This is a genomic window from Streptomyces sp. NPDC001902 (genome assembly GCF_042891295.1).
Classification (GTDB): domain Bacteria; phylum Actinomycetota; class Actinomycetes; order Streptomycetales; family Streptomycetaceae; genus Actinacidiphila.
The window spans coordinates 141,783-162,191 of record NZ_JBIATA010000016.1; the positions used below are offsets into that span (position 1 = coordinate 141,783).

Annotated in this window: 20 protein-coding genes, 1 tRNA gene and 1 pseudogene; 5 read left to right on the forward strand and 17 right to left on the reverse strand. The window is 71.0% G+C overall.

Annotated elements, in window-relative coordinates; translation table 11 throughout:
• Nucleotides 1-10: 10 nt before the first annotated feature.
• The 9 genes from ACFYYN_RS25255 to ACFYYN_RS25295 form a co-directional block, all read right to left on the reverse strand.
• Nucleotides 11-949 (reverse strand): peptidoglycan-binding domain-containing protein, encoded by a 939-nt coding sequence (locus tag ACFYYN_RS25255; protein ID WP_500547600.1) that lies wholly within the window; start codon nucleotides 947-949, stop codon nucleotides 11-13.
• Nucleotides 950-959: 10 nt separating this feature from the next.
• On the reverse strand, nucleotides 960-2,732 hold the full coding sequence (locus ACFYYN_RS25260) for a glycoside hydrolase domain-containing protein (RefSeq protein WP_500547601.1): 1,773 nt from the start codon (nucleotides 2,730-2,732) through the stop codon (nucleotides 960-962).
• 192 nt (nucleotides 2,733-2,924) lie between these two features.
• Complete coding sequence (locus ACFYYN_RS25265; protein ID WP_500547602.1) at nucleotides 2,925-3,659, reverse strand: D-Ala-D-Ala carboxypeptidase family metallohydrolase; 735 nt, start codon at nucleotides 3,657-3,659, stop codon at nucleotides 2,925-2,927.
• A gap of 330 nt (nucleotides 3,660-3,989) precedes the next feature.
• The gene (locus tag ACFYYN_RS25270; protein WP_500547603.1) at nucleotides 3,990-4,493 is read right to left on the reverse strand and encodes a hypothetical protein; all 504 of its coding nucleotides are present in this window, start codon (nucleotides 4,491-4,493) and stop codon (nucleotides 3,990-3,992) included.
• Between the two features lie 72 nt (nucleotides 4,494-4,565).
• On the reverse strand, nucleotides 4,566-4,736 hold the full coding sequence (locus ACFYYN_RS25275; protein ID WP_500547604.1) for a hypothetical protein: 171 nt from the start codon (nucleotides 4,734-4,736) through the stop codon (nucleotides 4,566-4,568).
• 27 nt (nucleotides 4,737-4,763) lie between these two features.
• Nucleotides 4,764-5,681, reverse strand: a complete 918-nt coding sequence (locus tag ACFYYN_RS25280) for a peptidoglycan-binding domain-containing protein (protein WP_500547605.1) — start codon at nucleotides 5,679-5,681, stop codon at nucleotides 4,764-4,766.
• Nucleotides 5,678-6,280, reverse strand: a complete 603-nt coding sequence (locus ACFYYN_RS25285; RefSeq protein WP_500547606.1) for a thioredoxin domain-containing protein — start codon at nucleotides 6,278-6,280, stop codon at nucleotides 5,678-5,680. Before ACFYYN_RS25285 ends, ACFYYN_RS25280 begins: the two co-directional genes overlap by 4 nt.
• On the reverse strand, nucleotides 6,256-6,894 hold the full coding sequence (locus ACFYYN_RS25290) for a MauE/DoxX family redox-associated membrane protein (RefSeq protein WP_500547607.1): 639 nt from the start codon (nucleotides 6,892-6,894) through the stop codon (nucleotides 6,256-6,258). Before ACFYYN_RS25290 ends, ACFYYN_RS25285 begins: the two co-directional genes overlap by 25 nt.
• Before the next feature lie 7 nt (nucleotides 6,895-6,901).
• A complete protein-coding gene (locus tag ACFYYN_RS25295) occupies nucleotides 6,902-7,603 on the reverse strand; it encodes a hypothetical protein (protein ID WP_500547608.1) in 702 nt (233 codons plus the stop codon).
• A 685-nt stretch (nucleotides 7,604-8,288) separates the two neighbouring features.
• Here ACFYYN_RS25295 and ACFYYN_RS25300 point away from each other — a divergent pair.
• Nucleotides 8,289-9,209, forward strand: a complete 921-nt coding sequence (locus ACFYYN_RS25300) for a peptidoglycan-binding protein (protein ID WP_500547609.1) — start codon at nucleotides 8,289-8,291, stop codon at nucleotides 9,207-9,209.
• 167 nt (nucleotides 9,210-9,376) lie between these two features.
• Here the strand turns inward: ACFYYN_RS25300 and ACFYYN_RS25305 are convergent, their stop codons facing one another.
• Nucleotides 9,377-10,297, reverse strand: a complete 921-nt coding sequence (locus tag ACFYYN_RS25305) for an IS5 family transposase (RefSeq protein ID WP_500547657.1) — start codon at nucleotides 10,295-10,297, stop codon at nucleotides 9,377-9,379.
• Between the two features lie 107 nt (nucleotides 10,298-10,404).
• Here ACFYYN_RS25305 and ACFYYN_RS25310 point away from each other — a divergent pair.
• Nucleotides 10,405-10,689, forward strand: a pseudogene (locus ACFYYN_RS25310) (hypothetical protein); the annotation flags it as partial.
• A gap of 623 nt (nucleotides 10,690-11,312) precedes the next feature.
• Here ACFYYN_RS25310 and ACFYYN_RS25315 read toward each other — a convergent pair.
• From ACFYYN_RS25315 to sucC, 5 genes are all read right to left on the reverse strand, one after another.
• Nucleotides 11,313-11,397, reverse strand: a tRNA-Leu gene (locus ACFYYN_RS25315).
• A 129-nt stretch (nucleotides 11,398-11,526) separates the two neighbouring features.
• A complete protein-coding gene (locus tag ACFYYN_RS25320) occupies nucleotides 11,527-13,071 on the reverse strand; it encodes an aldehyde dehydrogenase family protein (RefSeq protein ID WP_500547610.1) in 1,545 nt (514 codons plus the stop codon).
• Nucleotides 13,068-13,520, reverse strand: a complete 453-nt coding sequence (locus ACFYYN_RS25325; protein WP_500332345.1) for a carbonic anhydrase — start codon at nucleotides 13,518-13,520, stop codon at nucleotides 13,068-13,070. The genes ACFYYN_RS25320 and ACFYYN_RS25325 overlap by 4 nt, the downstream gene beginning before the upstream one ends.
• Nucleotides 13,517-14,392 (reverse strand): succinate--CoA ligase subunit alpha, encoded by an 876-nt coding sequence (gene sucD / locus ACFYYN_RS25330; protein ID WP_500547611.1) that lies wholly within the window; start codon nucleotides 14,390-14,392, stop codon nucleotides 13,517-13,519. Before sucD ends, ACFYYN_RS25325 begins: the two co-directional genes overlap by 4 nt.
• Before the next feature lie 5 nt (nucleotides 14,393-14,397).
• Complete coding sequence (gene sucC / locus ACFYYN_RS25335; RefSeq protein ID WP_500547612.1) at nucleotides 14,398-15,537, reverse strand: ADP-forming succinate--CoA ligase subunit beta; 1,140 nt, start codon at nucleotides 15,535-15,537, stop codon at nucleotides 14,398-14,400.
• Nucleotides 15,538-15,724: 187 nt separating this feature from the next.
• On the opposite strand from sucC, the gene frc reads away from it, so the two are divergent.
• Together frc and ACFYYN_RS25345 are read left to right on the forward strand one after the other, a co-directional pair.
• A complete protein-coding gene (frc, locus tag ACFYYN_RS25340; protein ID WP_500547613.1) occupies nucleotides 15,725-16,954 on the forward strand; it encodes a formyl-CoA transferase in 1,230 nt (409 codons plus the stop codon).
• Nucleotides 16,955-17,242: 288 nt separating this feature from the next.
• Nucleotides 17,243-18,637: an OFA family MFS transporter gene (locus ACFYYN_RS25345; RefSeq protein WP_500547614.1), complete on the forward strand. Its 1,395-nt coding sequence runs from the start codon at nucleotides 17,243-17,245 to the stop codon at nucleotides 18,635-18,637.
• Nucleotides 18,638-18,811: 174 nt separating this feature from the next.
• Here ACFYYN_RS25345 and ACFYYN_RS25350 read toward each other — a convergent pair whose 3' ends face one another.
• Entirely contained in the window at nucleotides 18,812-19,129 is a 318-nt protein-coding gene (locus ACFYYN_RS25350) for a chorismate mutase (RefSeq protein ID WP_500547615.1), read from the reverse strand.
• A gap of 28 nt (nucleotides 19,130-19,157) precedes the next feature.
• On the reverse strand, nucleotides 19,158-19,796 hold the full coding sequence (locus ACFYYN_RS25355) for a LysE family translocator (RefSeq protein WP_500547616.1): 639 nt from the start codon (nucleotides 19,794-19,796) through the stop codon (nucleotides 19,158-19,160).
• 72 nt (nucleotides 19,797-19,868) lie between these two features.
• Here ACFYYN_RS25355 and ACFYYN_RS25360 point away from each other — a divergent pair, with 72 nt between their 5' ends.
• Nucleotides 19,869-20,384 carry a VOC family protein gene (locus ACFYYN_RS25360; protein ID WP_500547617.1) on the forward strand — a complete coding sequence of 172 codons (516 nt, stop codon included), beginning with the start codon at nucleotides 19,869-19,871 and terminating at the stop codon, nucleotides 20,382-20,384.
• Nucleotides 20,385-20,409 lie beyond the last annotated feature (25 nt).

Sequence of the window (20,409 nt, forward strand, 5' to 3'; positions counted from 1 at the left end):
GGCCGGCCCGTCACCGGTAGCGGATGTGCAGGTGGTTGTCGTGGTTCGGGTAGCTCGTGGTCAGCCCCTCCGAGATCAGCTGCGGATCGTTGAAGAAGACCAGCTCGACGTGGCCGGGGGCCTTCGCCCGGATCTCCTGCACGAGCCTGCGGGTGGCCGCGCGGTCGTACGTCGACGACTGCCAGGTGATGCGCCCGGCGGTGCACTGCGCCGAGTCGGTGCGGATCGGCCACACGTCGATGTCCATGCCGACCTCGTGGCTGGCGTGGCCGGCGATGTCACCGCCGTGCTCGAAGCCCGCGTCGCCGACCGGCAGCCGGCCGTTCCCGGTGCCGGCGAAGGTGGCCGCGGCCGCCTCCAGTTGACCGACGGCGCCCGCCGTCGCCCAGTGGGCGTTGGCGTTGCCGTCGGGGCTCTGCGCGCACATCGTGCCGGTGCCGAAGTTGATGTTCTCGTAGTGCCAGAGCAGGTTCTTCCACGTGGTCGGTCCGACGACGCCGTCCACACCGAGCCCGGCGTGCGACTGGAAGGTGCGGACGGCCGAGTCGGTGGCGGGTCCGAAGTCCCCGTCGAGGGCCAGGCCGGCGCCCCGCTTGGCGTTGAGCAGCGACTGCACGGCCTTCACCGCCGGCCCGTTGTCGCCCTGCCGTACGGTGGCGGCGAGCGCGCCCCAGGTGGCGGGCCCGACGATGCCGTCCGCGGTGAGGCCCTTGGACTGCTGGAACCCCACCACCGCGCTCTGCGCACCCGAGCCGAAGACGCCGTCCACGGTCACGGTGCGGCCGTGTGCGGCAAGCAGGTGCTGCAGCGCGACGACGTCGGTGCCGCGGTTGCCGTTGCTCGCCAGCGGGAACGCGGCCTGGGAGAAGGCCTGCGCGGGGACGCCCAGTCCGAGGAGCAGACCGGCCACGGCGGCGCACAGCGTGACGATCCGTGCGAATTTTTTCATGATTCCTTCCTCACTTGCCTGACTGGAGGGCGCCCCAGGTGGCGGGGCCGACGACGCCGTCGACGCCCAGCCCGCGCGAGGACTGGTAGTCGCGTACGCCCTGTTCGGTGCCCGGTCCGAAGACGCCGTCGATGGCCACCGTCCGGCCGAGCGCGGCGGTCAGGGCGCGCTGCAGGCGCGTGACGGCCTCTCCCGTCGAGCCGTTCTGGATGGTGGGAGCGGATCCGCGGGACAGCAGGGCGGTCCAGGTCTTCGGGCCGACCACGCCGTCGGCCGTGAGTCCTCTGCTGGTCTGGAAGTTCCTGGTGGCGGTGGTGGTGGCGGGGCCGAAGTCCCCGTCCGGAGCGCCCGGGTCGTATCCGGCGGCCTTCAGCAGGCACTGAACCGCCCTGACCTGATCGCCGGTCGAGCCACTCTGAGAGGTGCTGTACACGGTGAAGTCGAGGTTCACCCCGCTGCAGGTGGGCGCGGGCGGGGTGCCGGTGCCCACGTCCAGGTAGTCGCGGTCGATGTTGATCGAGTAGCCGCCGTAGGACTCGGTGACCTCACCCACGTACTGGTGGATCCGCTGGTGGTTGGACCAGTAGGTGGCCGGCACGTAGGTCCCGGTGTTGGTGTCGGCGGCGCCGTTCCACCACGCGTAGAAGAGGTGGTCGACGCGCGTGTAGGCGCTGTTGTTGTACTCGCTTGCGGCGTCCTTGATGCCGGAGGCGGCGCTGGAGTAGAAGCCCGACAGGTAGCCGCCGCTGTGCAGCCGCTCGGTCCAGCCGGACAGATAGGAGAGCACGGCCGCCTTGCAGGAGGCCGTGGAGGTGTACGCCTCGATGTCGCTGTAGATGGCGCTGCCCGCCGGGATGCCGAGGCTCGACGCGGCACTGATCGCGCCGGCCGCGGCGGTGACGCCCTGTGACTCGGCCGTGGCGGGGTCGGCGGACATCTTCAGCGAGAAGCTGGTGCAGGGCGCCTGGCGGCCGACGTCGATGGGGAACAGACGCCATCCGTTGCCGGTCTGGCTTGTCACCCAGCTCGCGGTCAGGTTCGGCTGGGCGCAGCCGCGGAAGGAGCCGCTGATGTAGACACCTACCGCGCTGTACGGCGAGCTCGCCTGCCAGGCGTTCATGGCGGTCTGCGACGGCGCGGTGCAGGCGTCGAAGCCCTTGCCGAGGTAGCTGCCCGGCTGCGGGCCCGCCGCGGCCGGGGAAGCAGTGGCGGACTGCTGCGCGGCTGCGGACGGCTGCGATACGCGGGGCAGTTCGGTGCGCCTGGCGCCCGCGGTGAGCTCCGCCGAGCCGAGCACGCCGCGTACCAGGCTCTCGGTCGCCGGGGTGTGGGCGGCGGTGACGAGGACACCGGCGTCCTCGACCGCGACCCGGATGGTGTCGTTGCTGGACGCGGCGGCCGGGGCGGTGGCCTCGCCGCGCTGCGTCCGCGCCGTCGCCGCCGTCACCTGGCCTGCCGAACGTGCGGTGATGGGCTCGACGACGATGCCCGCCGTACGCCCGACGACCCGGGCGGGGCAGTCGTTCTGCTCGGCGGGCTCGCCTATGTAGACGGCGGGTCTGTCGAAACGGAGACAGGCGCGCGGGTTCTCGGTCAGGTCGACCACCTGCCAGTCCGCGGGCACTTCGATGCGGTAGCCGTGATAGCCGACGGTCTGCCGGGTGTTCTGGGACGAGGCAGCCGCCAGGGCGGGGCCGGGGACGGCGGACGCGCCTATACCGGCGAGCACCGCCAGCGCGGCCGTTGCGGCGCGGGTACGCCAGGGCGTGCGGGACGACGACATCAGGCATTCCTACTGGGGTGCGGAGGTGAGTGGGGAGAGCGCCGCGACGGATGTGCCACCCGCCGGGACGAGCGTTGCCCGAGGCCGGCAACTGGCCGGCCGCGTGACTGTCGGGCGGTGCGGGTACGCCCCCCCCCCGGGGCCGGGCGCCGACCCGGGGGGACGGAAAGCGATGCGTGTCAGGCCAGTTGCTCAGACGCCGCAATTGGGCGCGGACCAGGAGCGGCTGGTGCGTCCGTCCACGTGGGTGTGGTCGTTGTGGTCGGGATAGCCGGGACCGAAGATGCCGCCGAAGCCGTGGTAGCGCGCCCGCTGCGCCAGCTGGCAGAGCGACGGGCTGCCGACCAGGTCGGCGGCGTCACCGTACAGATGCCGGCTGTTCGAGGCTCCGCCCGCCGCGCTGTTGCAGGCGTACGAGCGGAATCCGCTGGACACGGAGATCGGGGTGTCGCCCAGGGCGTGCCGCATGGCCTCGAGCTTCCACATCGTGCGCAGGGCGTTGGCCTTGGCCGTCGCGGCACTGACGGCACCGCCCTCCCAGGTGGAGTTGCACTTGTTCAGCTCGGAGTAGGCGAAGTGGATGGGCGTGCAGTCCGGGTCCTGCAGCGCGTAGATCTTGCTGTACGTCTGGGAGCCCGCGACGCCGTCCGCCGCCAGCCCGTACGCCTGCTGGAACTTGGTGACCGCGGCCTTGGTCCGCGGGCCGAAGTTGCCGTCGACGGAGAGGATCTCGCCGAAGTCCACGTGCCCGGCCACCCGGATCTGCAGCTGGGTCACATCGGTGCCCGACATGCCCTCGGACAGGGTGCGGCCCCAGGTGTAGCACTCGTCGGCCTGGGCCGGGCCGGCCATGGCGACCATGCCGCCCAAGGTAGTGGCCATGAGCATGACAAACGAGAGGATGAGTCGGATCGTACGTCTTGACATCGCGCTCCTCCATACCGATTCCTGAGTTCCCCCGCGAGGGGGCTGGGCAGAGTTTGACCGCGCAAGCGCGGCGTGTCCATAGCGTCACCGTACGCCACAGGAGCCCGACCTCTGGCACAACCGGACGGCAGGCGGGAGCCGTTGCGCCTTGCGGTGCGAAGCTGCTGTTCCGCCCGCTGTGCATGGCCGCCGGGAAGCTCCACGTCGCCCGGGCCGGCCTGCGGCGGCGCGCCGCAGCCCCAGGCGCACCACCCCGCCACGTCCGGTCCACCAGACAGTGGGGCGGCTTCGTACGGCCTCGGCGCCGTGGCACGACATCGGGCCACGGCGCTACCGGAGCCCCGCGCAGGCGACAGTGGCGATCAGCACGGAGCACACCACGGTCATGCCGTTCAGCCGCCGCGCGAGCAGGTCGTCCCAGCCCTCCCCGTTGCCGGAGAGCCGGCGCAAGGCAGGCGTGAGCGCCCGGCCCGCGCCGAAGCCGAGTCCGGCGGCCAGAGCGGGCGCGTAGGAGCCCCCGGACAGCAGCACCGCGACCGCCAGCGCGTACGGAGCGCTCGCCGAGACATAGGTGCGCACGCCCGTACCGAGCTCGAAGCCGAACTGCAGGGCGCCCCATGTCAGATGGCGACGCAGCACGTCCTGCGGTATCTGCCGTGCGTTCTGCGGCAGCCGCAGCGTCAGCCTGCCCGCGTCGCGCAGCGCGGCGAGCAGTGCCACGGCCACGATCAGCCCCCGCCGTCCGCCGGCCGGGAGCGGTGTGAACAGACCGGAGAACAGCCACAGCACCCCGGCCGTCAGTACTCCGCCGGCCAGCAGACCGATGGTGAACACGCCGAGTACCAGCGCCTGTCTGTACGTTGCCCGCCAACCTGGCGAGGCCAGCGCGAACGCGCTGTTGCGCGTTCAAACGGAGCCCGAGAGCGAGTAACCGGCAAGGCCGCCGGTGATCGCCCAGGTCAGCATGGGGGCGTAGAGGGCGGTGGCGATCGCCACCGTCCCCAGCACCGCCACGGGCAGGGCGGGATCGGTGAGCAGCCTCCGTACACCACCGGCATGGTTCGCCGACCGGGCCACGTGGCGGCCGGACTCCCCGGGACTCACCTAGACCGTCCCGGTCAGCGTGCGCCAGGTGTTCTGGCCGACCACGCCGTCGGCCGTCAGCCCGTGCAGGGACTGGAACGAGACCACGGCCTGGAGTGTGAGCGAACCGAAGTTGCCGTCGACCGTCAGCGCGTAGCCGTGCTTGTTGAGCTGCCGCTGGGCGCCGCGCACGGCGTGGTTCACGTCTCCCTGCCGCACGGTGGCGACCAGGACCGGCCACGTGGCCGGACCGACGCTTCCCGTGGGGCTCAATCCGTTCGCCGACTGGAACTCCTCGACCATCGCCTCGGTGTCCGGCCCGAAGATGCCGTCGACAGCCGTCGGATGGCCGTGGTGGGTGAGCAGGTGCTGGACGGTGTGGACGTCGGGCCCGGTGGCGCCGCGGCCGATGGTCGGCCAGTTCACGGAGCCGGGGCAGCCGCAGTCGGTGGTCCAGCGGCAGATGGACTTCACCCAGCCGGAACCGGTGTTGCGGTAGCCGTCGTGGCAGCGCCGCTCGATACCGCAGCCGCAGGTGCCGCAGGCCGCGCTGAAGCGCCACAGCCAGCCGTCGTAGGTCCCGGCGTAGCACTGGTTGGGCCGCAGGGTCCAGGTGACACCGTCCGACCGGTGGAAGCCGGTGTTCGTCCCTGACGTCACGCACGCGTCGGCGTAGACGGTGCTGGGCCCGCAGCCCGGCGAGCAGTTGTGGTCCTCCGCGTAACTCGGGCACGCACCGGTCCAGATGTCGTAGCCGTCGGCGTACGCCTGCCGGGCGGCGGAGAACACCCCGAGCGCGGCGAAGCCCACGGCGGTCGCCGCCTGCAGCACCGTGCGCCGGCGCGGCGCGAACGACGGCAGGGCCCCGCGCCTGGTCCGCGAGCCGCGGCCGCCGCTCCCCGACCGGCGAAGTGTGGGCACGTCGTCCAGTGACGTCATCGCAGGCTCCTCGGCGTCGCGGGATGGATGTCGTCGAGCAGCCGCAGCAGCGCGGTGGGCGAGCCGAGCGGTTCCGAACGGGCGATCCGGCCCTCCGCGTCGATGGCCACCGCATAGGGGGTGGCGGGGATGTCGTACGCCGTGAACAGGTCCGCATGGCCACCGCGGACCGGTACGGTGCCATCACCGGTCTGGGGTGTGGGGCCCGCGTAGAGCGCGAACACCTGTGGGGCGACAGGGTCGCGCTGACCTGGGTCACGCTGACCTTGGCCCCGGCCCTGATCTTGGCCCAGGCCTTGACGGACCGTCCAGGCTCCGGCTTCGGCGAGCACCTGGACGCAGGTGCCGCAATCAGCGTCGAGGAACAGCAGCAGCGCGGGGCGGCCCGGCGTCAGGAGGCCGTCGAGCCGTGCCGTGTCGTCCGGCCTGGCCGTGTCGAGCCCGGGCGCGGGCGCGCCGGGGGCGATGCCTGCCCGCCCGGGGCGGTGCGGCTGGGCGCGCGACAACTGGTGCACCTGCCTGACCAGTCCCGAGACAACCAGCGCGAGCAGCGCGATCGCCGCCCACGAGGCGATCAAGGCGCTGGTGGTGAAATCCATCGCGACGACACTCCTTCTGTGGTCCGGTGCACGGTGGCGTTGGTCGGCGGGTGATCGTGGGCAGCGGCCGGCGCGGTCATCACCGGGGCCGGGGCCGGCTCGTGCATGGCGGCGGGCAGGGACCACAGCAGCACGGTGCAGGAAGGTGCGGCAAGCATCAGCGTGACCAGCTCCGCCGTGGACAGCCGTACCGGGCCGGCCCCGGCGATGACCGCGCCGGCCGCCGCGAGTCCGGCCAGGGCCGCGGCCCGCCGGGTCACCCAGCGGCTGAGGGGCAGATCCCGGCGCGAGCAGCCGCACGGACCCCCACGACCGAGGGCGAGGACGTGCCGCGTGTAGAGCGCATAGAGCCCGAGGAGCGCGGCCCCCGCTGCGAGTACGCTCTGCAGCACCCGCTGGTGACCTGTCGTCAGCGCGGCCACGCCGACCACCCCGAGGGCGCCCTCGGTGACCGGCAGGACGGCCGCCGCGAGCCGGCGCGACTGGCGTCCCAGCACGCCGTGCGCCCGCAGTGCCTCTCCCAGGGCGGCGGGACGCGCCGCGTGGGAGCCCGTACCCACGAGCAGACTCAGTACGACGATCGCGGCGGTGAGCCCGCCGTAGAAGCCGATCACCGCCGGGTCACCCCGTGAGCCGCAGCTTGAGCCGCCCGACGGCCTCGGGCACCCGCTCGACGGACGTCGACGCCAGCGGCACCACCGTGGCCCAGATCTCCGTCGACGAGAGCACGAAGAACGGGCTGCCGTCGGAGAGTGTGTCGCGGAACAACTCGCCGGACGCGACCGCCACCCCCTTCCAGGGCGGAAGCTGGGCGGTGTGCTCCCTCGTACGCCGCGACAGCTCCAGCAGCCCGAGGCCGGGCACCTCCTTGATCACCGTCGCGGGCCGCGCGAAGGCACTTCCGGCCGACGGACTGGGCTGGAGAGTGAGCCCGTACGTGCTCTCGGCGATGCCCACCGACCGCAGCAGCCCGAGCACTTCGGCCACGCTCAGGCCGTACAGCCGGGTCACGAGTGCGTGGCGCTCGCCGCGCCACGCGACGAGCAACGGCCGCTCTACGAGCCCCGAGCGCGGCTCGCGCTCGATCGACTCAAAGATACGCAGCATGCCTTTCTGGAAGGTGAGCTCGGCATCGGGCGCTCCGAGGCCCAGGGAAGCGGCGACATCGTCGCCCAAAGTGGCCGGTCCGGCGGTGAACTCGACCAACCGCCCACCGACCACCACCTCGACGGCCGAGGTGCACGCCGCCCGCAGATCGAGGTCGCCCTCCAGGCGGTACGTCGCGCCGTCGAGGGCGCAATGAGTGACGAACGATGCGACCATGTGCATCCTCCTGGGGGGCGCGGGGCGGTGCGGCACCGCGGCCCAAAGGAAGCTAAGACGAGGGGCATGTACCTGTCAACACAGCGTTCGGCGGCGAAGACCGCGTCGAAGGACTCGGTGTACTTCGCATCCCGGTCGCGGATCGGAAACGCAGCGAGTCGACCCGCACGCCCCAGCTCGATGGCGAGGTCTCTCGCAAGTTGGCCGTGTCGGGCTGATGGAAGACGGAGCGGTCGGTAGGCGAGGCCCACGCGGCTGGTGCGGGCAGGCAGCAGGCCCACGTGGGTGGCCGTGGAGAGGTCGCGGTAACACCTTGGCCGCCGAGAAGCCCCTGCGGGGGTCTACCCGTGTAGAGCCGTTGGTGGCATGTTGGTGCGGCACCACGCGCAGGCTGGCCCGCCATCCGTCCTGACGGGAGTTCACGCATGCCCAAAACCGCAATCCCTCAGGGCATCTGCAGCTCCGTCACCGGCTCGCTGACTCCCGTCGGCGTGGCGTGGGCGGGCCGCCCCGAACCAGGGCGACAGGAGGCCCAGGCGTTCAGGGCCCGGTCCGGGTGCGGGTTGCGCGGTCCGGATCGCACAGCGGGCGGCCCGCGTGCTGCGGTGGCACATCACTTACCACCAGTGGAGGCCGTTCCATGCACTCAGGAAGACTTCGATCCGTTGGCGTCACCGTACTGACCGTGGTGACCGCGTTCCTCGTCGCGCTGCTACCGGCAACCCAGGCCCAGGCTCTGTCCGCCTGGCCGTCGATCAGCGAGGGCGCGAGCGGGGTGGACACCAAGGCCGCGCAGTATCTGTTGCGGTACCACGGTTCCGGCATCGCGGCGGACGGGCAGTTCGGACCGGCCACCCGCTCGGCCGTGATCAGCTTCCAGACCGCCCGCGGACTGACCGCCGACGGCACGATCGGCGTGCAGACGTGGCCACACCTGATCGTCTCGGTGAGCCAGGGATCGACCGGCGAGGCGGTGAAGGCGGCGCAGACCCAGCTCAATGCATACGGTGCGGGCATACCCGTGGACGGGCAGTTCGGACCCGTCACCAACAGCGCGGTGCGCTCCTACCAGAGCTCCCACGGTCTCACCGTCGACGGCGTGGTCGGGCCGCAGACCTGGCAGAGCCTCCTTGGCACCAACGGTGCGGACAGCGGCGGTGGCGGCACCCCGTCCGGTTACTCGCTGCCGCTCGCCCGGAGCGCTGTCCCCCGGTCGGACTACGCGGCTCCGCACTACGGCACCACTCCGGCCATCGACCTGATCGTGAGCTACGTCCCGGCATACGCGATCAAGAGTGGGGTCGTCGACCACTACAACAGCGAGACCTGTGGCATCGGTATCCGGCTGCTCCAGTCGGACGGTTCGCGCTTCGTCTACTGCCACCTCAGCGCACGTTCCGTGGCCGACGGTGTCCAGGTGGCGGCCGGCACCCGAATCGCCACCACCGGCGACACCGGCAACTCCGGCGCACCCCACCTGCACGTGGAGATCAGGACCAGCGACGGCGTGGCCCACTGCCCGCAGGACTACCTGCTGGCGATCTACGACGGGCGTACGCCGCCCACCTTCGGCTCTCTGCCGACCAGCGGCTGCACGACCGCCTGAATGGAGCAGCGCCGTCCACCACGCAGCCGCGACGGGTCCGCACCGCTCCGGCATGTACGCGAAAGTCCCTGACCGGCGTCCGTCCAGTCAGGGACTTTCGATTCGTACAGTGGTGGTCTTCACGGCGCTGCCGAAGGCTGTGCCGTTCAGAAACCCATCGCTGCTGGTCAAGCCGCGTACCTGTACTCGTTGATGACGCCGCCCAGTACTCGGGGGCGGAGTCGGTGCGCGGTCAGGTGGGTCGAGGACGCCGGGTGCCCCTGGGCGAGGAGAAGAAGTCGTCCCCGGCCCTGGTGGGGGTGGTGTGCGTTGTAGTGGAGGGCGTAGATGGAGTACGCGTCGAGCGTGGGCTTCTGACCCTTTCGCAGTGCACGTTCATCCGCGGGGAACGCGGCGTCGTCTTCAGGGTCTCGATGCCGTCGGCCGCGAAGACTGTGTCGAAGGACTCGGTGGCATCCGGCAAGCCAGGCCATTGTCCGTTCGATCTTCCAGCGATGCCGACCTAGGCGTGCGGATGACTCGATGCCCTTTCGGGCGATGCGGTGGATGATGCCTCGTTGCCGTAACCATCGTCGCAGGTGAGCGTAGTCGTAGGCTTTGTCCGCGTAGAGCTTGGAGGGCTTGCGCCGGCGCGGTCCGCGGCGCGAGCGGATCGGCGGTATGCCGCGGATCAGGGGAATCAGGGCCTGGCTGTCCTGCGTGTTCGCTCCCGAGATCCCGATGGAGACGGGCAGACCGGAGCCTTCGGTGATCAAGTGGATCTTCGACCCGTTCTTGCCCGGTCGACAGGATTCGGGCCTGTCAGGTCCCCCCTTCAGGGCCCGCATGTTCACCGAGTCGATCGCGCACCGGCTCCAGTCCAGCTCACCGCGCGAGCCGAGCTCGTCGAGCACCAGACGGTGCAGCTTGGCCCACACCCGGGCCTTGCTCCACTCCGTGAAGCGGCGATGCGCGGTCGCTCCCGACGGGCCGAACGACGGCGCCGGCAACTGCTGCCACGTGCACCGGCTGGAACCCGACCCCGCCGCCGCCCCCATCGTGGCGCGGATCTTCCAGATGTACGTCGACGGCATAAGCGACAAGCCCATCGCCACCCAACTCACCCGGGAAGGCATCCCCCTGCCCCTCCGCCCACGACCCGGCCCGCAACCCCCACAGCAAGAAAACCGCCTGGCAAGCCGGCGCCGTCCTCACCAACCCCCGCTACACCGGCTACGAAATCTGGAACAAGCAGCGCAAGGAGGAGCACCTCTACGACGTCGACGACGTCACCCTCGGCCACCGCACCCGCATGACCCACAACCTGGCCGAACAATGGGTATGGTCCAACGAAACCGCTCACCAGGCGCTCGTCACCACCCAACTCTTCGACACCGTCAAGACAATCCGTCAGCAGCGCGCCGCAGCGCCTCGAACTCCCCGGACGACAACGAGGGCCGGGGCAACGGGCGTACGCGCTGCGAGGGCGGGTGTGATGTGAGAACGTGCGGACACAAGATGCAGCCCGCGACGATCCGCCACACGGTCTACTACCGCTGCGAGTTCAAGGACCAGGAGCAGTCCCTGCACCCCGGGCTGGATCACCCCCGGACCGTGTACCTGCGGGAGGACGAGGTGTGCCGGGCCCTGGACCGGTGGATCGCGCAAGCCTTCCTCCCCGGCCGGCTCGCCGCCACCCTCACCGCCCTCGCCCACGCCAGCGCGGAAGCGAACGCGGCCGAGACCACTCACCCCGGAGCAGGCGCAAGCCCGCAGTCAAGGAATGCGAGCGGCGTCTCGCCCGCTACCAGGCCGCCCTCGAAGCCGGCGACCCCGCCGTCGTCACCCAATGGATCAACCAGGCACAAGCGGACAAGGAGACAGCACGCACGAAGCTCGACACGCCACCCCCCGCCACCCGAAAGAAGGAAACGCCACTCACCGCCGACCAGATCCGGGAGATCACTGAGAGGCTCGGAGACGTCGCACAACGCATCCAAGCCGTCGACGCCGAGAAGAAGGGCCCGCTCTACGAAGCGCTCGGGATCACGATCAGCTACATACATGCACGTAGGGCCGCGACCGTCAGGTCGAGGCCCCTCATCCGCGTATCGCTATAGCGAGTGTCCGAGGGGGGACTTGAACCCCCACGCCCGATAAAGGGCACTAGCACCTCAAGCTAGCGCGTCTGCCATTCCGCCACCCGGACAGGTGATCCGCAGGGCTGGCCCCGCGGCGACAGGCACAACGATACCAAGGATTCGGGGTGGGTTTCACCTGCGTATCCGCAGGGTGCACAGGGTGCCGGGGCCGTGTGGGCCCCGGCACCGGAGTGCCCCTACACAGCCTCGGGCGGCATCAGGTGGTAACCGGGGAAGTTCCCCGGGGGGCGTTCGCCCGCGGGGCCCCGCGTGACGGCGCGGACCAGCAGGTCGCCGCCGACGAAGGCGCCGCGCCAGGAGGCGCCGAGGCCGCCGAAGGGCTCGGCGCGGTCGCCGCGGGACCGGGGCCTGTTGTGGCCGATCTTGAAGGCGCGGATGTCCGGGGCGAGGCGGGCGTAGGTGTCCTCGTCGTCGGTGGAGAGGGTGGCGACGAGGGCGCCGTCGCCGGCGTTCATGGCGGCCAGCAGCTCCGCCTCGGTGTCGACCAGGACGATCGTGTCGACCGGGCCGAAGGGCTCCGCATGGTGCAGCGGGGAGATGGCGGGAGGGTCGAGGAGCGTGACCGGCGCCAGGTAGGCGGAGGTGTCCTGGCCGGGCAGCAGGCGGGCGTCGGCGAGGCTGCCGCGGTGGAGCGGGGTGGCACCGCGCTCGACGGCTTCGGAGACGAGGTCGTCGAGTTCCTTGGCCTTGGCCGCGTTGATCAGCGGCCCGAAGTCGAGCTCGGGGAGGTCGTCCCCTGGGTCGTCCACGGCGAGCGGGTGGCCGAGGCGCACGGAGCGCACGACCGGCAGGTACGCGGACAGGAAGTCGGCCAGGAGGTCGCGCCGCACGACGAAGCGGGGGTAGGCGGTGCGGCGCTGCTTGGCGTAGTCGAAGGTCCCGCGGAGGTGACCGGTCAGGGTCTCCCAGTCGCTGTAGTCCCACACGCCCCAGGTGTTCAGGCCCTCCTGCTCGATGACATGGCGTCTGCTGGGGTCGGTGAGGCCGGAGGCGACCCGGCCGCCCGCGTCCCGGCCGCCGACGGAACAGACGCAGCCGATCTCCGGGGCCCGTACCAGCGCCTCGCAGAGCTCGTCGCCGCCGCCGACCAGGGTCACCGGTACGTCCTCGCGGGCGATGAGCGCGCAGGCCAGGGTCAGGCAGGCCAGGCCCCCGTCGGCGGGGGTCCTGGCGATGGCGGCGTTGCCGGCCAGCGCCTGCACGAGCATCGCGTGGACCAGGATGCTCATGGGGTAGTTCCAGCCGGCGAGGTTGGCGACCGGGCCGGGCAGCGGGCGGCGCCACTCGACCATGTCGTCGATCTCGCCGACGTACCAGCGGACCCCGTCGACGGCCCGGTCGACGTCGGCCAGGGCGAGCCGCCAGGGCTTGCCGATCTCCCAGACCAGGAGGAGCGCGAGCAGCACGCGGTGCTCGGCCAGGGCGTCCAGGGCGGCCGAGACCCGCGCCCTGCGCTCGGGAAGCGGGATCACCCGCCAGGCGCGGTGCTGGTCGAGGGCGGCGCGGACGGCCTGCCGGGCGGTGCCCGCGTCGAGCCGGGGCACCCCGGCGACGGGGGTGCCGTCGACGGGGCTGGTGGCCGGCAGGATCCGGCCGCCGGTCCGCCAGGCCCCGGCCCACAGGTTGAGCACGCGGTCCTCGTGGAACGCCTCGGGAGCGGCCCGCTGGCACCGCCGCCAGGCGTCGGTCCAGGCCGTTCCGGGTTTGAGGGTGAGGGTCATGGCTGCTCCGCCCGATCACGGCGGATCTCCCGCAGCGCACCACCACGGGTGTAGAGGAATCCCCGCACCACCTCGGTGCGGGGCAGCTCCGTGGCGGCGCGGAGGCGGGCCATGCACGCGCGCAGGTCCTGCTCGGGGTCGCCCAGCACCGCGCAGTCCTCGTGGTGCACCAGCACGATCTCGCGGGTGCCGCCCTGTAGTTGGCTCAGCCGGAGCGAGCGGAGGGTGTCGGGGGTGACGCACCCGCCCGCGTTGCGGATGACGTCGGCGTCGCCCGGCCGCAGCCCGAACATCGCCTCGACGCCGAGCCGGGCGTCCATGCACGCGACGACGGCTACTCCGGTGCGGGCCCGCGTCCTTGTGAGGTCGAGCGGTACGAGTGCCGCGCCCACGTCGTACCTGCGGGTGAGCAGCTGCTCCACGCCCGCGGCCCCGGTGGGGGCGGTCACCGCAGCAGCCCGCGCACGAGCCGTGCGGTCTCCGAGGGGGTGCTGCCGACCCTGACGCCGGCGGCCTCCAGCGCCTCCTTCTTGGCCTGCGCGGTGCCGGAGGAGCCGGAGACGATGGCGCCGGCGTGGCCCATGGTCTTGCCCTCGGGCGCGGTGAAGCCCGCGACGTAGCCGACGACCGGCTTGGTGACCAGGCGGGAGACGTAGGAGGCGGCGCGTTCCTCGGCGTCGCCGCCGATCTCGCCGATCATGACGATCAGGTCGGTGTCGGGGTCGTCCTGGAAGGCGCGCAGGCAGTCGATGTGGGTGGTGCCGATGACGGGGTCGCCGCCGATGCCGACGGCGGTGGAGAACCCGAGGTCGCGCAGCTCGTACATCAGTTGGTAGGTGAGCGTGCCGGACTTCGACACCAGGCCGATGCGGCCGGAGGTGGTGATGTCGTCCGGGATAATGCCCGCGTTGGACTGGCCGGGGCTGATGAGACCGGGACAGTTGGGCCCGATGACGCGGGTGCCGGAGGCGACCGCGCGGGCCCGGAAGGCGACCGTGTCGTGCACGGGGACGCCCTCGGTGATGACGACGACGAGCCCGAGGCCGCCGTCGACGGCCTCGTCGACGGCGGCGCGCACGAAGGGCGGCGGCACGAAGACGACGCTGACGTCGGCGCCGGTCGTGCCGACCGCCTCCTTGACCGAGCCGAAGACCGGGACGGTGCGCCCGTCGAACTCGACCCTCGTGCCGGCCTTGCGCGGGTTGACGCCGCCGACGACGTCCGTCCCCGAGGCGAGCATGCGGCGGGTGTGCTTCATGCCCTCCGAGCCGGTCATGCCCTGGACGATCACCTTGCTGTTGCGGTCGAGGAAGATGGCCATCGCGATCAGCTCCTTGCGGGCTCGGCGGCCCGCGCGGCCGCGCCGTCCATGGTGTCCAGCTGCTGTACGAGGGGGCCCAGCGTCGCCGCGGCCTCGTCGAGGACGGCCCGGCCGCGCTCGGCGTTGTTGCCGTCGAGGCGGACGACGAGGGGCTTGGTGAGCTCGACCAGGTCGAGGGCCTGGACGATGCCGTCCGCGACGGCGTCGCAGGCGGTGATGCCGCCGAAGACGTTGACGAGGACGGAGGTGACGTCGGGGTCGGAGAGGATGACGCCGAGCCCGTCGGCCATCACCTGGGCGGAGGCGCCGCCGCCGATGTCGAGGAAGTTGGCGGGGGCCCCGCCGTGGTGGGCGACCACGTCGAGGGTGCTCATCACCAGGCCCGCGCCGTTGCCGATGACGCCGACGGTGCCGTCGAGCTTGACGTAGTTGAGGCCCTTGGCGCGGGCGGCGGCCTCCAGGGGGTCGCCCTCGCCGGGGGTCTCGTACGCCTCGTGGTCCGGGTGGCGGAAGCGGGCGTTGGCGTCGAGGGAGACCTTGCCGTCCAAGGCGAGGAGACGGCCGTCCGTGGTGCGGACCAGCGGGTTGACCTCGACCAGCAGGGCGTCCTCGGCGGTGAAGACCTCCCACAGTGCGGTCAGCACGGGCACGGTCTCCTCGGGGAGTCCGGCCGCTTCGGCGATCTGCCGGGCCTTCTCCTCGGTGACGCCCTCGGCGACGTCGACGGGGACGCGGGCCAGGGCCTCCGGCCGGGTGGCGGCGACCTCCTCGATGTCCATGCCGCCCTGGGCCGAGGCCATGGCGAGGAACGTCCGTTCGGCGCGGTCGAGGAGGAAGGAGACGTAGTACTCGTCCTGGATGTCGGCGGTCGGCGTCAGCATGACCTTGCCGACCGTGTGGCCCTTGATGTCCAGGCCGAGGATGGCGCGGGCCTTCTCCTGCGCGTCCGCGGGGTCGGAGGCGAGCTTCACGCCGCCGGCCTTGCCCCGGCCGCCGGTCTTCACCTGGGCCTTCACCACGACCTGCCCGCCGAGGCGTTCGGCCGCGGCCCGGGCCTCGGCGGGGTCGTCCACCACGTGGGCGGCGAGCACGGGGACGCCGTGCCGCGCGAAGAGCTCCCGTGCTTGGTACTCGAACAGATCCATCGTCAAACGCACCTGCCCTGACTCGGGGTCGGACGATAATCCGGTGCAGACCTCTGGACACCGGGTCGTCCATGCGGGATAAACGTCTGCATACAGTATTCGTCGCCTGTATGCAATGTACAGACCGCGGGGTGGAATCCCGCGTTCGGCCCGCTCACCGGCCCCCCGACCGGAAGGAACCTTGGTTGTGACGAAGGCTTTGGAGGGTGTGCGCGTCCTGGATATGACGCATGTGCAGTCGGGTCCGTCGGCGACGCAGTTGCTGGCGTGGCTGGGTGCGGACGTGGTGAAGCTGGAGGCTCCCGGTGGTGACATCACGCGGCGTCAGTTGCGGGACGTGCCGGGGGTGGACAGCTTGTACTTCACGATGCTGAACGCGAACAAGCGGAGCATCACGCTGAACACCAAGACCCCGCGCGGGCGGGAGATCCTGACCGAGCTGATCGCCCGCAGTGACGTGATGGTGGAGAACTTCGGGCCGGGCGCGGTGGACCGGATGGGGTTCACCTGGGAGCGGATCCAGGAGATCAACCCGCGGATCGTGTACGCCTCCATCAAGGGCTTCGGGGACGGCCCCTACACCGCGTTCAAGGCGTACGAGGTCGTCGCGCAGGCGATGGGCGGGTCAATGGCCACGACCGGCTTCGAAGGCGGTCCCCCCATGGCCACCGGCGCCCAGATCGGCGACTCCGGCACCGGGGTCCACGCGGTGGCCGGGATCCTGGCCGCCCTGTACCAGCGCACCCACACCGGTCGCGGACAACGCGTGCAGGTCGCCATGCAGCACGCGGTGCTGAACCTGTGCCGGGTCAAACTCCGCGACCAGCAGCGCCTGGCCCACGGACCACTGGCGGAGTACCCCAACGAGGACTTCACCGACGAAGTCCCCCGCTCCGGCAACGCCTCCGGCGGCGGACAGCCCGGCTGGGCGGTCAAATGCGCCCCCGGCGGCCCCAACGACTACGTCTACGTCATCGTGCAGCCCGTCGGCTGGCAGCCCCTGGCCGAACTCATCGGCCACCCCGAACTCGCCGACGACCCCGAATGGGCCACCCCCGAAGCCCGGCTGCCCAAACTCGCCAAGATGTTCCAGCTCATCGAGGAATGGACCACCACCCTGCCCAAATGGCAGGTCCTGGAAGAGCTCAACACCCACAACATCCCGTGCGGGCCCATCCTGTCCACCAAGGAGATCATCGACGACGCCAGCCTCAAGGCCAACGACATCGTCGTCGAAGTCGAACACCCCGAACGCGGCACCTACACCACCGTCGGCAACCCCCTCAAACTCTCCGACTCACCCACCACCATCCACCGCTCACCCCTCCTCGGCGAACACAACCACGACATCTACACCACCGAACTGGGTCTTTCCGCCGAGGAGCTGGGCGTGTTGCGGACCGGCGGGGTGATCTGACCGATGGCGGACGCCAGGCGGCGCGAGGACGTACGGTCGCACACCACAGAGCAACCGGTGGCGGTGCTGGGCACCGTCCACCGGTGGGCCGGGGCAGCTGGGCTGCCCTGACCCGACGCACCACCCGTGACGGGGCCGGGCCCGCGTGGACACGCGGACCGGGCCCGCCACGCAGCACGAAAAGAGCACGGGGGCCGGCACGGGTCGGTTTCCACGGAGACCGACCCGTGCCGGCCCCAGGTCCAGGGGGCGCTGGCCAGACTCTTTCGAGGCAGGGGAATCATGACAATGGCGTCAACGACATCGACGTCCCAACCACCCGTCACCTATCGAGAGGTGACCGACCACAACGGCCGGGTGTTCCGCGTCGGCGAGTCCGACATGGACATTATGGGCCGGAAGCGCAAGTGGATGGTCATCCTGCCGTGGGTAGGCATGATGGGCATCAGCTCGGCGGAGTACGCGTTCGCGTCCGCCGAGGACACGCTCCACACCGCGCACTCGTGGAGCAGCCTGCACATCTTCTGGATGCTCGGGGTCTGGGTGTTCTTCCAGGCCGCGGTGGCCTTCCCGGCGGGCAAGCTCCGCGAGTCCGGGAAGCTGCCGGCGCGCTACGCGATGATGTGCGGCGCCCTGGGCACCTTCCTGGGCTACCTGTCGCTGGCGTTCGCACCGCACGTCGTCTTCGCGTACATCGGCTTCGGCATGTTCAGCGGCATGGGCGCCGGCATGGTCTACGCGACCTGCGTCAACATGGTCGGCAAGTGGTACCCGGAGCGGAAGGGGGGCAAGACCGGCTTCGTCAACGGCGGCTTCGCCTACGGCTCGGTGCCGTTCGTCTTCCTCTTCACCGGCTACATGGACCTGACCAACTTCCGCTGGGTGCTGGTCTCGGTCGGCGTCTTCCTCGCGGCGACCGTCGCGGTGGCGGGGTACTTCTTCAAGGACCCGCCGAAGAACTGGTGGCCGGCCGACGTCGACCCGCTGAAGGTGCCCGACGACCCGCGTGCCCGGCGCGCCATGGAGAAGAACCCGCCCGCCGTCCGGCAGTACACCCCCGCCGAGGCGTGGCGGACCGGCCGGGTCGCGCTGATGTGGTTCTGCCTGCTGTGCACCTCGGGCGTGAACATCTTCGGCATCGCCTTCCAGGTCGACATCGGTGAGGAGGCGGGCTTCGCCGGCGGGATCGTGGCCACGGCCATGTCCCTGAAGGCGATCGTCAACGGCACGGGCCGCGGCGTCATCGGCTGGCTGTCCGACCGCTACGGGCGCAAGCAGTGCCTGATCTTCGTCTGCCTCGTCCTCGGCCTCGCGCAGTACGGCATCCTGTGGTCGGCGGACATCAAGAACCTGCCGCTGTTCCTGATCTTCTCGTCCATCTCCGGGTTCGGCGGCGGCGCGATCTTCCCGATGTTCGCGGCGATGACGGCCGACTACTTCGGTGAGAACAACAACGCGTCCAACTACGGCCTGGTCTACAGCTCCAAGCTGGTCTCGGGTCTGCTCGGCTCCGGCATGGGTGCCTTCGTCGTCAGCCACTGGGGCCACAGCGGGGCGTTCACCCTCGCGGGTTCGATCTCGCTGTTCGCCGGCTTCGTCGCGCTCTTCCTCACCCCGCCGGGACGTCCGAGGAAGAAGGACATCGAGCCCAACCCGCAGCCCATCAGCAGGGAGGCGATCTGACGTGACCGCCGGAGAGCACCCGGGGCTCCGGCACGGCACCTCGTGCCCGACGACCGGGTGTCCCTCCCGTCCGCCGCGGCGTCCCCGGACCACCCCCGTGTCGTAGGGGGCCGTGCCGGAATGACGTGGGCCTCAGCCGTGGGACGCCACGGCTGGGGCCCACGCGGCTGTCCGTCAGCCCGAGCGGTCGGCGGCGATCGCCTTGTGGTGCCGGATGACCTCTTCGACGATGAACTTCAGGAACTTCTCCGCGAAGGCCGGGTCGAGGTGCGCCTCCTCGGCCATCCGGCGCAGCCGGGCGATCTGCTCCGCCTCGCGCCCGGGATCGGCGGGCGGCATGTTGTGCGTCGCCTTGAGCTCACCCACCTGTTGGGTGGCCTTGAAGCGTTCCGCCAGGAGGTGCACCAGAGCCGCGTCCAGGTTGTCGATGCTGCCGCGCAGGTGGCGCAGCCGCTCCAGGGCGGCCGTGTCGTCCGCGTGTCCGTCGTCCATCCGCCCAGCCTAACCAGCGGGACGCCGATCAGTCGGTACGTCCCGTCGCGGCGACGGTGACGCCGAGGCCGATCATCGCCAGGCCGCCCGCACCGCCGACCAGCGACAGGCGGCGCGGGGAACGGGCGAGCCACGAACGGGCCGCGGCGGCGACGAGGCCCATGGTGCTGTCCGAGACGAGGGCGATCGCGTTGAAGACCAGGCCGAGCAGCAGCATCTGCACGGTGACGTGACCGGCCGTGCGGTCGACGAACTGCGGCAGCACCGCCGCGTAGAAGACCATCGTCTTGGGGTTCGAGACCCCGACCACGAAGCCCTCGCCGAGCGTGCGCAGCGCGCCGCGCGCCGCCCCCGCGTCCCCGGGCACCATGGCCAGGGCCCGGCGGTGCCGCAGCGCCTTGACCCCCAGGTAGACCAGGTAGGCGGCGCCGGCGAGCTTGAGGGCCGCGAACAGCAGCGCCGAGCGCTCCACCACGGGGCCGACGCCGAGGGCGACCGCGACCACCAGGACGTAGGAGCCGAGCGTGTTGCCGGCGACGGAGGTCAGCGCGACACGACGCCCGTGGGCGAGCGCGCGGCCGATGACGAAGAGGACGCTGGGGCCGGGGATCACCACGAGCACCAGGGATACCAGGGCGAATGCCGCGAGTCGGTCGATGGACACCATGCCCGGAGGCTAATCGGGTATATCTTCCGGCGCACCGCATTAAGCGCGGGGTCAGAGGAGGCGGGATCGATCATGGGTGAGCCGCAGGGCGAGCAGTTGGAGGCCGTACGGGCACGGCGGGAGGAATTGCGCGGGAGGTACCTGCGGGAACCGGCGGAACGACCGGCGACGCGGGCGGCGGGGGTGCACCACGTCGCGTTCATCTGCCGCGACGTCGAGGAGACCGTCCGCTTCTACCAGGAGTTCCTGGGCTTCCCTCTGGTGGAGCTGGTGGAGAACCGGGACTACGCGGGCTCCAGCCACTTCTTCTTCGACATCGGCCACGACAACCTGCTGGGGTTCTTCGACTTCCCCGGCCACGAGCACCCCGAGCAGCACGAGACGATCGGCGGACTGCAGCACCTGGCGCTGTCGGTGACCGGCGAGCAGTTCACCGAGGCGAAGCACCGGCTGGACGAGGCCGGGGTGGAGTACCTCGGGCCGGACCGCGGTGTGGAGGACAGCCTCTACATCCGCGATCCCAACGGGGTCAACGTGGAGCTGTACCGCGAGGACCTCGGCCACTTCGACGGCAAGCCGCTGCTCTGAGCCCGCGGGGCCCGGCGGGGCGGGG

Bases quoted from the DNA above. Each gene is read 5' to 3' on its own strand.
- ACFYYN_RS25320 (WP_500547610.1), bottom strand. From the start codon at position 13,071: ATGACCCTCACCCTCAAACCCGGAACGGCCTGGACCGACGCCTGGCGG.
- ACFYYN_RS25285 (WP_500547606.1), bottom strand. From the start codon at position 6,280: ATGGATTTCACCACCAGCGCCTTGATCGCCTCGTGGGCGGCGATCGCG.
- ACFYYN_RS25265 (WP_500547602.1), bottom strand. From the start codon at position 3,659: ATGTCAAGACGTACGATCCGACTCATCCTCTCGTTTGTCATGCTCATG.
- ACFYYN_RS25350 (WP_500547615.1), bottom strand. From the start codon at position 19,129: ATGGACGACGGACACGCGGACGACACGGCCGCCCTGGAGCGGCTGCGC.
- ACFYYN_RS25255 (WP_500547600.1), bottom strand. From the start codon at position 949: ATGAAAAAATTCGCACGGATCGTCACGCTGTGCGCCGCCGTGGCCGGT.
- ACFYYN_RS25305 (WP_500547657.1), bottom strand. From the start codon at position 10,297: ATGGGCTTGTCGCTTATGCCGTCGACGTACATCTGGAAGATCCGCGCC.
- ACFYYN_RS25260 (WP_500547601.1), bottom strand. From the start codon at position 2,732: ATGTCGTCGTCCCGCACGCCCTGGCGTACCCGCGCCGCAACGGCCGCG.
- ACFYYN_RS25280 (WP_500547605.1), bottom strand. From the start codon at position 5,681: ATGACGTCACTGGACGACGTGCCCACACTTCGCCGGTCGGGGAGCGGC.
- sucC (WP_500547612.1), bottom strand. From the start codon at position 15,537: ATGGATCTGTTCGAGTACCAAGCACGGGAGCTCTTCGCGCGGCACGGC.
- ACFYYN_RS25355 (WP_500547616.1), bottom strand. From the start codon at position 19,796: ATGGTGTCCATCGACCGACTCGCGGCATTCGCCCTGGTATCCCTGGTG.
- ACFYYN_RS25360 (WP_500547617.1), top strand. From the start codon at position 19,869: ATGGGTGAGCCGCAGGGCGAGCAGTTGGAGGCCGTACGGGCACGGCGG.
- ACFYYN_RS25345 (WP_500547614.1), top strand. From the start codon at position 17,243: ATGGCGTCAACGACATCGACGTCCCAACCACCCGTCACCTATCGAGAG.
- ACFYYN_RS25295 (WP_500547608.1), bottom strand. From the start codon at position 7,603: ATGGTCGCATCGTTCGTCACTCATTGCGCCCTCGACGGCGCGACGTAC.
- sucD (WP_500547611.1), bottom strand. From the start codon at position 14,392: ATGGCCATCTTCCTCGACCGCAACAGCAAGGTGATCGTCCAGGGCATG.